At 39.5% G+C, this 13,474-nt stretch carries 13 protein-coding genes; 9 read left to right on the top strand and 4 right to left on the bottom strand.

From position 1 onward, the window contains the following. Positions 1-49: 49 nt before the first annotated feature. From F565_RS0117700 to F565_RS0117675, 6 genes are all read left to right on the top strand, one after another. On the top strand, positions 50-628 hold the full coding sequence (locus F565_RS0117700; protein WP_020214582.1) for a hypothetical protein: 579 nt from the start codon (positions 50-52) through the stop codon (positions 626-628). Positions 629-705: 77 nt separating this feature from the next. Continuing rightward, on the top strand, positions 706-1,278 hold the full coding sequence (locus tag F565_RS0117695) for a cob(I)yrinic acid a,c-diamide adenosyltransferase (protein WP_020214581.1): 573 nt from the start codon (positions 706-708) through the stop codon (positions 1,276-1,278). Between the two features lie 221 nt (positions 1,279-1,499). Further along, complete coding sequence (locus F565_RS0117690) at positions 1,500-1,721, top strand: DUF2795 domain-containing protein (protein ID WP_002986941.1); 222 nt, start codon at positions 1,500-1,502, stop codon at positions 1,719-1,721. A 99-nt stretch (positions 1,722-1,820) separates the two neighbouring features. Further along, positions 1,821-5,186: a preprotein translocase subunit SecA gene (gene secA, locus F565_RS0117685; RefSeq protein ID WP_020214580.1), complete on the top strand. Its 3,366-nt coding sequence runs from the start codon at positions 1,821-1,823 to the stop codon at positions 5,184-5,186. A gap of 102 nt (positions 5,187-5,288) precedes the next feature. Then, complete coding sequence (locus F565_RS0117680; RefSeq protein ID WP_020214579.1) at positions 5,289-5,864, top strand: hypothetical protein; 576 nt, start codon at positions 5,289-5,291, stop codon at positions 5,862-5,864. Further along, positions 5,865-6,413 (top strand): hypothetical protein, encoded by a 549-nt coding sequence (locus F565_RS0117675; RefSeq protein ID WP_020214578.1) that lies wholly within the window; start codon positions 5,865-5,867, stop codon positions 6,411-6,413. It abuts the gene before it with no gap. Between the two features lie 284 nt (positions 6,414-6,697). On the opposite strand, the gene F565_RS0117665 is transcribed toward F565_RS0117675, so the two are convergent. Together F565_RS0117665 and ribD are read right to left on the bottom strand one after the other, a co-directional pair. Further along, complete coding sequence (locus F565_RS0117665) at positions 6,698-7,315, bottom strand: HAD family hydrolase (RefSeq protein ID WP_020214576.1); 618 nt, start codon at positions 7,313-7,315, stop codon at positions 6,698-6,700. Continuing rightward, the gene (ribD, locus tag F565_RS0117660; RefSeq protein ID WP_020214575.1) at positions 7,293-8,393 is read right to left on the bottom strand and encodes a bifunctional diaminohydroxyphosphoribosylaminopyrimidine deaminase/5-amino-6-(5-phosphoribosylamino)uracil reductase RibD; all 1,101 of its coding nucleotides are present in this window, start codon (positions 8,391-8,393) and stop codon (positions 7,293-7,295) included. Before ribD ends, F565_RS0117665 begins: the two co-directional genes overlap by 23 nt. Positions 8,394-8,496: 103 nt before the next feature. Between ribD and F565_RS0117655 the strand changes: the two genes are divergently transcribed. Next, on the top strand, positions 8,497-8,982 hold the full coding sequence (locus tag F565_RS0117655; protein ID WP_020214574.1) for a GNAT family N-acetyltransferase: 486 nt from the start codon (positions 8,497-8,499) through the stop codon (positions 8,980-8,982). Between the two features lie 82 nt (positions 8,983-9,064). After that, the gene (gene prmC, locus F565_RS0117650; protein WP_020214573.1) at positions 9,065-9,922 is read left to right on the top strand and encodes a peptide chain release factor N(5)-glutamine methyltransferase; all 858 of its coding nucleotides are present in this window, start codon (positions 9,065-9,067) and stop codon (positions 9,920-9,922) included. A gap of 101 nt (positions 9,923-10,023) precedes the next feature. Here the strand turns inward: prmC and F565_RS0117640 are convergent, their stop codons facing one another. Continuing rightward, positions 10,024-11,268, bottom strand: a complete 1,245-nt coding sequence (locus F565_RS0117640; RefSeq protein WP_020214572.1) for an ABC transporter permease — start codon at positions 11,266-11,268, stop codon at positions 10,024-10,026. A gap of 204 nt (positions 11,269-11,472) precedes the next feature. On the opposite strand from F565_RS0117640, the gene hisS reads away from it, so the two are divergent. Next, positions 11,473-12,894 (top strand): histidine--tRNA ligase, encoded by a 1,422-nt coding sequence (gene hisS, locus F565_RS0117635; RefSeq protein WP_026300148.1) that lies wholly within the window; start codon positions 11,473-11,475, stop codon positions 12,892-12,894. A gap of 396 nt (positions 12,895-13,290) precedes the next feature. Here the strand turns inward: hisS and F565_RS21925 are convergent. Next, a partial coding sequence (locus F565_RS21925) for a transposase (protein ID WP_020212882.1) occupies positions 13,291-13,474 on the bottom strand: 184 nt, incomplete at its 5' end.

Raw genomic sequence — 13,474 nt, 5'->3', positions numbered from 1 at the left:
ATCTGGATTTTTTTAAAAATAACATTGAAAATCTAAATCTTAAGTATAAATGAAATATATCTTACTATTCTCATTAATTTTGTTTTTGTCGTGTAAAAAAGAAATTACTCAAAAAGCGGAAGAGCTACCAGCTCTACCGTCAAATTCTCTTTTGCTTTCAACCTTTAACAAGATACTATTTGTTAAAGAAATAAAGGAAGGGCTTGGAAACTCTCATCAGGAAAGCACTTATATCATCCAGAATCTGGCAGATAAATTTAGTTTAATTCAAATAATAGGACTGAGTAATAAAAAAGAAAAAACATTTAATAGAAGAGATAGTTTATATTTTTTACAACAAATAAATAATAAGCAAAATCTTATTATAAATAAATCCTTAGTTTCAAATAATAAAATGGTCTTGCTTGATGAAAAATCAATTCATAAAAGAAGCGTTGCTAAAAGAGATGAACTTTTTGGATTTGGATATTATGAATTTTCCAAACCTTTTATCTCGGCGAATCATACCAAAGCAATTATTCAGGTTGATTATCATTGTCCCGACTGTGGTTATGGTAATGCACTTATATTTGAAAAAAGGCATGGAATATGGATTATGACGGATCAATTATCATTATGGGATAACTAAAAAATAATTTGAGACAAGATATGAGTGAAGCTCGATCTGAATTCTGAATTCTGAAATCTAAAATCTGAATTGAACACATGAAAGTATATACAAAAACCGGCGATAAAGGTACCACAGCCCTTTTTGGGGGAACACGTGTGCCAAAACACCACATACGCATAGAGAGCTACGGCACGGTAGACGAACTTAATTCGCACATTGGCCTCATCCGTGACCAGGATATTAACCCTGATTATAAAAAAATTCTCGAAAGAATACAGGACAGGCTCTTTACAGTAGGTGCCATATTGGCAACGGCGCCTGATAAGGCTGTTTTAAAGAATGGTAAAGAACGCCTTAATATTCCTAAAATTAACGATACCGATGTAGAACTCCTTGAAAACGAGATAGACGGTATGGAAAGCGAACTCGAACCTATGACTCATTTTGTGCTTCCGGGTGGGCACACAACGGTGTCATACTGTCATATTGCACGCTGTGTTTGCCGCAGGGGAGAGCGCCTGGCAGTGCATTTACATGAACTGGAACCTACCGATAAGATGGTTTTAACCTACCTGAACCGACTTTCTGACTACCTTTTTGTCTTGGCACGGAAATTGTCCCATGATTTAAACGCCGATGAGGTGAAATGGATACCCGAAAAGTACTGATTTCAGATTTAAGAGTATAGATTTCAGATTTTCTTTTCAGCCTAAATTACAGAGTTAAAGTTGGTACAAGAGTAGCATTTACAGGAGTTAACCTGCATACTGCGACTGCGACTGAAGACTAAGAAAAACACGTTCTTAACTTTTTTAAATAAATAAACAAATTTTTACTTGACAATTTCAGTAGAAAATTTATTTTTGCATAAACTTTAATCGTTTAAAAGATGTATTGGACATTAGAATTAGCATCTTATTTAAGTGATGCACCGTGGCCGGCTACCAAAGATGAGCTGATTGATTACGCCATCAGGACCGGAGCTCCGCTCGAAGTAGTAGAAAATCTGCAATCTATAGAAGACGAGGGAGAGATCTACGAGTCGATGGAAGAGATTTGGCCGGATTATCCAACCGACGAAGATTATCTTTGGAACGAGGATGAATACTAAGTAAAAATAAAATCAATTGAAAAGTCTCTTTCAGGAGGCTTTTTTTTTGGTTAAATTTGCGCGCGTTATTATTATAAAATATAAGTAATTACAAATATAATGAGTTTAATAAACAGCATACTTAAGGCATTTGTGGGCGACAAGTCGCAAAAAGACGTAAAGTCTATACAGCCTTTGGTTAACAAGATCAAGTCTTACGAGACTGCCCTAACGCAGTTATCGCACGACGAGCTTAGGGAAAAGACCGTATTTTTTAAAGATACCATTCGTAAAGCCCGTGCCGAAAAAGACGCCAAAATAGCTTCTTACCTTGAAGAGGTAGAAAAAACAGCCGATATAGATGCCCGTGAGGATATCTATGCATCTATAGATGCGTTGGAAAAAGAAGCTTATGACCTTTCTGAAAAAGCATTGCTGGATATCCTGCCGGAGGCATTTGCCGTGGTTAAGGAAACTGCGCGCCGCTTTAAAGATAACACGAGCATTACAGTTACTGCAACCCCTAAAGACAGGGAGCTTTCGGGAACTAAACCATATATTACCATAGCGGGCGATACCTCTACATGGGCTAACTCATGGAGCGCAGCCGGTAAAGAAATTACCTGGGATATGATACACTACGATGTACAGCTTATAGGCGGTATCGTATTGCACCAGGGTAAAATTGCAGAGATGCAAACAGGTGAGGGTAAAACCCTTGTGGCTACCCTGCCACTTTACCTTAACGCACTTACCGGTAACGGTGTGCACCTTGTAACCGTGAATGATTACCTTGCTAAAAGGGATAGTACATGGAAAGCCCCGTTATTCGAATTTCACGGTATAACGGTAGACTGTATAGACAACCACCAGCCTAACAGCGATGCAAGGCGTGCCGCTTATGCCGCAGATATTACTTATGGTACCAATAACGAATTTGGTTTTGACTACCTAAGGGATAACATGGCACATTCGCCAAACGATTTAGTACAGCGCAAGCATAACTATGCTATTGTAGATGAGGTCGATTCAGTATTGGTAGATGATGCCCGTACGCCGCTTATCATCTCCGGCCCGGTTCCTCAGGGAGACCGCCATGAGTTTAATGAGCTTAAGCCAAAGGTAGACCACCTTGTAGGTTTACAGCGTACGTTGCTTAATGGTGTTTTGGCAGAATCTAAAAAACTATTAAAAGAAGGCAAAACTAAAGAAGCAGGTTTCCTTTTACTAAGGGTACACCGCGGTTTGCCAAAGAACAAAGCGCTTATTAAATTCCTTAGTGAGGAAGGTGTTAAGCAATTGCTACAAAAAACAGAAAACCAGTACATGGCCGATAACAATCGCGACATGCATAAGGTAGACGAGGCTTTATACTTTGTTATAGAAGAAAAAAACAACCAGGTAGAACTTACAGATAACGGTATCAAATTCCTTTCTCAGGATACTGATAGTGATTTCTTTGTTCTTCCGGATATTGGTACGGAGATTGCCAACATTGAAAAGAAAAAACTTCCTAAAGAAGAAGAGGCAGAGGTTAAAGATACCCTGTTTAAAGATTTCTCTATAAAAAGTGAGCGTATACACACACTTACACAGCTTTTAAAGGCATACACGCTTTTTGAGAAAGATGTGGAGTATGTTATCATGGAGAACAAGATCATGATCGTAGACGAGCAAACAGGCCGTATTATGGATGGCCGCCGTTATAGCGATGGTTTACACCAGGCTATTGAGGCTAAAGAGAACGTTAAAATAGAGGCTGCTACACAAACATTTGCTACTATTACATTGCAAAACTACTTCAGGATGTACAGCAAGCTATCGGGTATGACCGGTACTGCGGTAACAGAGGCGGGTGAGTTCTGGGAAATTTATAAACTGGATGTGGTAGAGATACCTACAAACAGGGGTATGGCCCGTAAGGATCACCATGACCTTATTTACAAAACAATGCGCGAAAAATTCAATGCGGTTATTGAGGACGTATCTGAATTATCTAAAGCAGGAAGGCCGGTACTTATTGGTACAACATCGGTAGAGATATCGGAGTTATTAAGCCGAATGCTTAAAATGAGGAATGTGCCGCATAACGTACTGAACGCGAAATTACACAAAAAAGAGGCCGACATTGTTGCCGAAGCCGGTAAGCCGGGAGTGGTAACCATAGCAACCAACATGGCTGGCCGTGGTACCGATATTAAGCTTACTGCAGAGGTTAAAGCTGCAGGCGGGCTTGCCATTATAGGTACAGAGCGCCATGACTCACGCCGTGTAGACAGGCAGCTGCGGGGCCGTGCAGGCCGTCAGGGAGATCCTGGTAGCTCTCAGTTCTATGTGTCTCTTGAGGATAACCTTATGCGTTTATTTGGTTCTGAAAGGGTTGCTAAAGTAATGGACCGTATGGGCCTTAAAGAGGGTGAGGTTATACAGCACTCTATGATGACAAAATCTATAGAGCGTGCACAGAAAAAAGTGGAGGAAAATAACTTTGGTGTACGTAAGCGTTTGCTTGAGTATGATGATGTTATGAACGCACAGCGTGAAGTGGTTTATAAACGCAGGAAGCATGCACTGCATGGCGAGCGCCTTAAGGTAGACTTAGCTAACATGATGTATGATACTGTAGAGCTTATTGTAAGGGATAACAAAGCAGCAAACAACTTTAAGAATTTTGAGTTTGAGCTTATCCGTACCTTCTCTATAAGTTCTCCGCTTAGCGAAGCCGATTTTGCAAAACTGCCTGAAAGGGAGTTTACAGGTAAAATATATAAAGCTGTTTTAGATACTTATACACAACGTAATGAGCGCAACGCCGGCGAGGCATTTGTGGTTATTAAAAATGTATATGAAAACAATAATGGCCAATATGAGCGTATTGTTGTACCGTTTACAGATGGTATTAAATCATTAAATGTAGTTACAGATCTTGAAAAAGCGTATGCTACACAAGGGCAGTCGCTTATAACAGATTTTGAAAAGAACATTACACTTGCCATTGTAGATGAGGCCTGGAAAAAGCACCTTCGCAAAATGGATGAGCTAAAACAATCTGTTCAGCTTGCAGTACATGAGCAAAAAGACCCGTTACTAATTTATAAATTTGAAGCATTCAACCTGTTTGAAAAAACAATGAATGACATTAATAAAGAGGTAATATCATTCTTGTTCAAAGCCGATTTACCATCGCAAAACCCTGATGCCATTCAGGAAGCAAGGCAGCCGGCGCGCCAGCAGGAGCAATATATTGAGGCCAAGGCCGAAGTTTTAAATACCGATGAGATGGCTGCTGCAGCCCGTGAGGTATCTGAACAAAGCCAGTCACGCCCTGCGGTTACAGAAACCATAACAAGGGATGCTCCAAAAATTAACCGTAATGACACGGTAATGCTTAAACATGTTATGAGTGGCAAAAGCGAAACAATGAAATTTAAAAAAGCCGAAGGCCTTTTAGCTACCGGCGAGTGGATAATTACCCACGAGGAGTAATTTATGCCATATAATACCTTATCCCTCCGCATTGCGGGGGGATTTTTTTATAAATTTGGTTCGGCATTTGCTATGCTGTATATAAGAACAAGACTTTAGATTATGAAAAAACATTTTTTGCTTATCGCATTTATGGTTGCATCCACTTTTACAGTTGTTGCTCAGGATAAACAATCGCTCGAAGCTACCGCCCTTTCTATGTACAATAATACTGTTGCGGGAAATTATGAAGCGGTGGCCAATGGTACATATCCTAAAATTTTTGAGGTATTGCCTAAAGATAAAATGATGGAGAGCTTAAAGAACATGCTTAATGGCGATGGCTACAGCCTTATGCTTCTTAAAGCCGACCCGAAATTTGAGTACGGACCTATAAAAAAAATAGGTGATGGACAATATTGCCTTGTAAAGCATGACCTTGTTATGAAAATGACATTTAAAGATCCTGTAGGCGATCCTGAAAGCAAGGAGATGATAGAGAACTTTAAGAAAGCCATGCAAACCAATGATATAACTTTTGAAGCCAAGTCTAATTCATTTATAATAAAAAAGCGTGCCGATGTAGTTTTTGCATCTGATAAGATTACAAAAAATCAGTGGAAATACATGAACAGGGCGGGAGGTAAGCTTATGGAAAAGATGTTTGGTGCTGAAGTATTAAAACAACTTGGTATATAGATGAAGGCAGTGCTAATATGTTTATCCCTGCTTTTATTTTGCGTTAGTAGCAATGCACAGGATATGGCCTCTCTTAAACAACGAGTAGATAAGGTTTACGCTCATTTGGTAACTAATGAAAGCGATTCATTGGTGAAATATGCACATCCTTCTGTTTTTAAGGTACTGTCTGAAAAGGAATTTATTGATTTACACAGAAGTATTGAAAAGATGGACGAGGGTACGGTATCGTTAATAAACATTCCACCTAATTTCAAAATTAATGAAATAAAGAAAATTGAGCAGAGTTCCTACTGCATTCTCTACTATGATGAAGCCTCTAAAATTACCTTTACAGAACCTATTCACTCATCTTATGAGAAAATTTTATTAGATGTGTTCAAGAAACGATTTAACGCAGAAAAAGTTGTTTTTAATAGTACCACAAATACATTTCTTGTAAAAAGAAGGATGGAGCTTATTGCCATTGCAGATAATCATACTAATTATGAATGGACTTTCTTTCCTATTATTGAAGATCAAAAAATAAGGGAACAATTAGGTTTATAGTGTTAGTTCTCAAATAAAATTACTACCTTAACATCAGTAAACGTTAACCACAAAAATTAAAGTTATGGCAAAAGGTCAGGATGTAAAAAAAGCAGTGAAGAAAGAACCCTTAAAAACTGCTAAAGAGAAAAAAGAAGAAAAAAGAGATAAGAAAAACTCTAAAAAAGATTTTAGTTAGTTTTGCTTAAAAGGTATTTAGTACTTTTATTTAATATCTGTCAGTGCTGTTATATTAATAATGGCACTGATCATTAAACTGCTAACTACTACATAAATGCGGGGCACTAATCGTCAAGTTTAACCCCGCTTTTTTCAAATAACTCTACCACATCTTCGTCGCCTTTTTGCAGGTTCCATACTACAAATCCCAGTTCGGCAGCAGCATCTGTATTAAATTTTTTATCGTCAACCATAAGAGTGCGTTTAGGCTGTATATCCTGATGGTTATTAAGTACATAAGTAAAAGCATCTGCGTTAGGCTTGCGGACACCAATTTCGTGCGAAAAATAAATTTTTTCAAAACACTGGTAAAAGTCACTATAGAAAGAAGCACCGGCTTCATCTTCAAACTTTTCAATATGAATAGGGTCGGTATTGCTAAGCAGGAACAGGCGGTAGTTTTCTTTCAGCTTTTGTAAAAATTCCAGGCGATACAACGGAAAATCGGCAATGCCGGCATTCCATGCATCCTTAATAGCCTCTAAAGATGCTCCGTTAGTGTGGGGTTGTATTCCTTCAAGGTACTGATTGCTGGTAATTTTACCTGTTTCAAATTTGGCTTCCAGTTTTTCTAAAGCATCGTTCCAGTTGGTAATACCTATCTTGGCGAGAGCTTCAACCTTAGCCTGTTTGTCTTTATTTAAAAAGACGTCGCCCATATCAAATATTATCGTGTTTACCATTGTTTCGGTATATTAAAAGTTGATCCTCCTGGAGGGTATGCCGTTCATTGGCTGCGGCTTTAAACTCCGGCGCTTTTGTACCAGCTTTTAAAATTGCAGTCCCTTTAAAAACCCGCGCCTCGTCCCACAGGCCTGCATCTATAAAAGTTTGCAGCGTTTGGCGGCCACCCTCTATAATAACCGAGAGTAAACCATGACGGTGCAAAACCTCCAGAATGGCATTGGGCAAGCGTTCATCAAACGGCACAGTTTCATACAGCAGGTTATCTAAATTAGGCAAATTGTGCTGTGCTGTCAACACAATTGTCTTAATTTTTAGATTTTTAACGAAATAATTATCAGTAATATGGTTTTGCCGGTCGAGTACAACACGCACAGGGTTGGGGCCTGTCCAGTCACGTACACCCAATTGGGGGTTATCATCCAGCACGGTTTGTGTACCTACTACTATTGCAGCCTCCTCACTGCGCCACCTGTGTACCAACTGTCGGGAATATGGGTTGGTTATCCATACCGGTTTTTTATCTTCTACATTATCATGTTCTCCATTGATCAAACTATCTAATGATCTCTTCTGCGGACTTAAAAATCCATCGGCACTTTCAGCCCATTTTAATATAATGTGAGGGCGTTGTTTTTCATGAAAAGTAAAAAAGCGGCGGTTGCTCCCGCGGCATTCTTTTTCGAGTATGCCCACGGTTACATTTTTACCGGCTTCCTTAAGTTTACGGATTCCGTTGCCCGATACTTTTTCGTGAGGGTCTGCCGTTCCCACCACCACATTTTTTATCTGGTGTTTAATAATCAGGTCGCAGCAGGGTGGGGTTTTACCATAGTGGCTGCAGGGTTCCAGGCTTACATATAAGGTAGCATCAGGAATTAAATGCCTATCTTGTTCCTTAACCGAATTTATACAATTTACCTCACCATGCGGGCCTCCGTAAGGAGAAGTGTGGCCTTCGCCAATTATCCGGCCATCGTGCACCAGCACTGCGCCAACAGACGGATTGGGCATAGCAGCACGCATACCGTTTTCGGCAAGGTCAAGGCAGCGTTGCATGAAGTTTTCGTGGGTCATGATTTAAAGTTGCAAAGTCTCAAAGTTACAAAGTTTTTAAGTGTAGTGTTGCTTTTTAAGAATAATCAAATAACCAATAACTAAATAATAGTAGCTTTGCAGTATGCATGCAACCATAAGAAAAATACATCCGCAGGATAACCCGTACATAGCGGCACTTATAAGGCAGGTACTTATTGAACACGATGCCCCAAAGGTGGGAACGGCTTATGCTGATGCTTCTTTAGACAGGCTATCTGAAGTTTATGATATTCCAAACTCGGTATATTATATAGTAGAAGCATTGGGAAAGGTTTTAGGTGGTTGCGGTATCGCCCCGTTAGAGAACGGCGATGCTAACATTTGCGAATTGCAAAAAATGTATTTCTCTCCCGAAGCCCGCGGAACCGGACTTGCCGCACAACTATTGCAAAAATGTTTAGATGCCGCAAAAGGTTTTGGCTACAGCCAATGCTATCTGGAAACGCTGCCTAATATGGAAGCTGCCCAAAAACTGTATGCTAAATTTGGATTTACCTATCTTGATGCACCATTGGGAAATACCGGGCATAACTCGTGCCCTGTGTGGATGATAAAAAACTTAGTTTAAGGTTTAAAGTCTCATGTTCTCTGCTGGACGTCGAATTGCGGCGAGAACTTTGAAAAAACCTTAAACCTTAACCCTGAAACAAATGTTGTTAAAAGAATACCGTACTTATTTTATAGAAACGCTCACTCCTTTATATGATGTTATGGAGGCAGAAAGTTTTTTTGCTATTGCATTAGAAGAGCTTAAAGGTTGGAAAAGGGTAGATGTAGCACTGAATCCTGATGCTGAATTATCTGTTAACGAAGTTAATAGATGGAATGCTGTGCTTAAAGACTTGGAGCTTTTAAAGCCGATACAGTATATTTTTGGGCATACTTATTTTTACGGGCTTGATTTTGAAGTAAACGAAAATACTCTTATACCACGCCCCGAAACGGAGGAACTTGTAGAATGGATTATTCATGAAAACAAGAACAGGGGACAGGTGAAAATTCTGGATATCGGTACCGGGTCCGGATGTATTGCAATATCACTGGCTAAAAACCTACCGGATGCACGGGTATTTGCCATTGATGTATCTGCCGATGCATTGGCGATAGCTAAAATAAATGCAGAAAGCAACAATGTAAATGTAACGTTTATTCAGCAGGATATACTGGCTGCCGAAACGCTGCCGGAGCAATTTTATATTATTGTTTCTAACCCGCCTTATGTTCGCAATCTTGAAAAGGCCGAAATAAAACAAAATGTACTTGACTATGAGCCACACCTTGCCTTATTTGTAGAGGATAATGATGCACTTATATTTTATCGCAAAATAGCATTATTGGCTTTAGCCAACTTGCCGCAAAATGGTAAATTGTATTTTGAGATCAATCAGTATCTTGGGAAAGAAACCTTAGAAATGCTTGAAGATTTCGGTTTCTGCGATGTGGTTCTTAGGAAAGATATATATGGTAATGACAGAATGACTTCAGCTATTTCAGATTTCAGAATTTAAATTTCAGATTTCCGGAATCGCAGTTTGGATTTTTATGTGAAGTATAACTTTATAAGTGTTTAGATTGGCAACTTTAAACGTTAAACTTTCAAACCAAAAAATCATTCATACCTCAAAGCCTCCACAGGGTCTAAGGCGGCAGCTTTTATAGCAGGGTATAAACCGGAAACTATAGTTACAAACACAATGGTAATAAGTGCGGCAATAATTGCCATCCACGGTATTGGGAACGCCAGGTTCATTATCAATGTGGCTAAAAATGCGGTGCCTATTCCAAGAAAGGTACCCAGCATACCACCCATAAAACATATAATTAGTGTTTCGGTAAAAAACTGCATGGCAATAGTATTCTTTTTTGCCCCAAGCGATTTTCGTACGCCTATCTCGCGGGTACGTTCTGTAACAGATACCAGCATGATGTTCATTAATGCTACCGATGAGCCAAAAATGGTTATCATACCAATGCCCCATGCAGAAATATTTAAGGTTTGCACCTGAGACTGTAACGATTCCAGCAACTCGTCGCTGCGCTCTATCCCAAAATTATCTATGGCTTTAGGGTTCAGCTTTCTTACGCGTCGCATGGCCAGTATGGCTTCGTCTACAGCAGCGTTAAGAAAATCCTGGTTGGTTATTGTTACCTTAATGCTGTAGTCTATATTTGGTGCAGAATATAACGACCGCGCCAGTTGTATGGGGATAATAAGGTTAAGGTCCTGGCGGTTGCCAAAGGTAGAACCGCGGGCTTTAAGAACCCCAATTACCTTAAAACGGGCACCGCGAACAGAGATGGTTTGCCCCACAGGGTTAATATCTTTAAAGATACCTTTCTCAAAATCAGAACCTATAATGCATACGTAATTGTTATTGCTAATGTCGAAGTTGTTAAAGTTACGGCCATTTACCGTTTCAAGCCCCGATGTAGGCACATAGTATTCATCTGCGCCAAGCACAGTAATTTCGGGGTCGGTTTTCTTATCATTATACTTAACTTCTACATTGCTCGCAGCATTAAATGAGAGTGACGTGGTAGCGCCCGGGAAAGCATATTTTTCTCGAAACTCATTAGCCTGCGGGTACGATATAATGGCATTAACGCGTGCATCGCGGTTATTCTGTCGGCCTATCTGCCCGGAAAAATCGTAACGGCTTATCGCAAATGTATTAGAGCCCATAGCGGCAAAATTACCGGATAACGTGTTCTCCAGCACGGCAACCCCTGCCAGTATGCCCACTAATGCCCACACCCCAAGGCCTATAATACACACTGTTAATATGGTACGCAGCAATTGGCCCTTTATAGAACCCAGGGCTATTTTAGTGTTTTCGGCAAAGAGGTTAAACATGCGCTTATTTTTATGCTAAAGTAAGGAATTTTTAGAGATTTGAGATTTGATTACAGTAAGTTGCCAATCTGGTTTTGCGAATTTATTAAAAGGCTATACCAGACTATAAATTTTGAATATTATAGCAAGAGGAGAAAGTAGGGTAACTTGGCAATCTTAAAAATCCCTTTCCTTATATTTGCATTTCTAAAAAAAGAAAGCAACATGGCAAAACCGGGAATACCAAAAGGCACAAGAGATTTTTCACCATCAGAGGTGGCTAAACGTCAATACATAATAGGGGCGATAAAGCATCATTTTGAGTCGTTTGGTTTTCAGCCTATAGAAACGCCATCATTTGAAAACTCCGAAACCCTTATGGGGAAGTATGGCGAAGAAGGCGACAGGCTTATTTTTAAGATACTTAATAGCGGCAACTTCTTTTTTGATAAAAAAGGTATCGAATTGCCACAGTCTTTGGATGGACTGCTTGTAAATTCTGCCGAGACAATCTCTACAGAACAGTTGGTAGACCTTAACCGCTTTACAAGCAAAATCTCGGAAAAAGCGTTGCGTTACGACCTTACCGTGCCGTTTGCCCGTTATGTGGTACAACACCAAAATGATATAGAATTCCCTTTTAAAAGATACCAGATACAGCCAGTATGGCGTGCCGACCGTCCGCAAAAGGGTCGCTACCGTGAATTTTTTCAGTGTGATGCCGATGTCGTGGGCAGTACATCGTTGTGGCAGGAAGTAGAGCTGGTACAATTGTATGATGCTGTATTTACCACCCTTGGGCTTAATGGCGCAACCATAAAAATAAATAACCGCAAGGTGCTTAGCGGCATTGCCGAAGTAATAGGTGCAAAGGATAAACTGATAGATTTTACCGTTGCCCTTGATAAGCTGGATAAAATAGGTGAAGATGGCGTTAAGAAAGAAATGCTTGAAAAAGGCCTGACTGCCGACGCTATAGACAAAGTACAGCCGTTGTTTAACTTTACAGGAAGTATTGATGAAAAATTACATAAGCTCAGTGAACTTTTAGCAACATCTGCCGAAGGTACTAAGGGGGTAGAAGAGCTTCGTTTTATATGTGATAATGTAGCTGAACTGGGCTTAGGCAAATCGATACTCGACCTGGACGTTACCCTGGCTCGCGGACTTAATTATTATACCGGTGCTATATTTGAAGTTAGCGCTCCTAAAGAAGTAGCCCTTGGCTCTATAGGCGGCGGTGGCCGTTACGATGACCTTACCGGCATCTTTGGTCTTAAAAACATGAGCGGCGTGGGTATTTCTTTTGGGTTAGACCGTATTTATTTAGTGCTGGAAGAGCTTGGATTGTTTCCTGAAACAGTTACCGAAAGTACAAAGGTGCTCTTTATAAACTTTGGCGAAAAAGAAGCGCTTTATGCTTTGAAAGCTATAAAACAATTACGCGAAAAAGGAGTTAAAGCAGAGTTGTACCCTGATAATGCCAAGATAGGCAAGCAATTTACCCATGCCGATAAACGTGCAATACCGTTTGCTGTGCTAACAGGCGATTCAGAAATAAGTACTACAACTTTTACACTTAAAAATCTTGCAACCGGCGAACAGGAAAACGTAACACTTGATGTATTGTTAGAGAAAATAAGGTAACCAAGGCAATAATAATATACAAAAAACCCCGCAATTGCGGGGTTTTTCTCTAATAGCATTACATCCACTATAAGGTTGCGGTAAACCGCATATTTTTATAATTCTAATCCCCAAAATCCAAAAAAGCCTTTTAATGCATAGTAACGTTACTATAAACTTTATATGTTATATAATTATTGTATTTGTGTATAGTTTTATCTGCTTCAAAAGTAATGTTTTTGCTTAATAAATAAAACCTTGTGGCTAATTAAATTAAGCATTATTTATTTAATATTTTGCTACACTTAAAAAAATAAAAAGAAGCCGTCTCAATATTCAATTGAGGCGGTTTTTTCATTTTTAGCATTATTATATTAGGCTATTATATTTTTCAGGTCAGGATATTTTTCAAGTGGCTTACGCCGCTATTTTCTTTCTCAGATTGTGTGCTAAGGCCATTAATCCGAACTCTAATTCTACTTTTTCAAGTCCTTTTAAAGTAAACCTCTTAAAATTGTTATTGTGTTTGAGATGTGCGAACACAGGTTCTACATCGGCAGAGCGCTGTTTTCTTTTTTGTAACCCTTTTTCGCTTAAAAGC

The organism is Flavobacterium rivuli WB 3.3-2 = DSM 21788 (genome assembly GCF_000378485.1).
Lineage (GTDB): Bacteria > Bacteroidota > Bacteroidia > Flavobacteriales > Flavobacteriaceae > Flavobacterium > Flavobacterium rivuli.
Note: the sequence above shows the minus strand (reverse complement) of the source record. Positions and strands in the feature narration are given on the sequence as shown.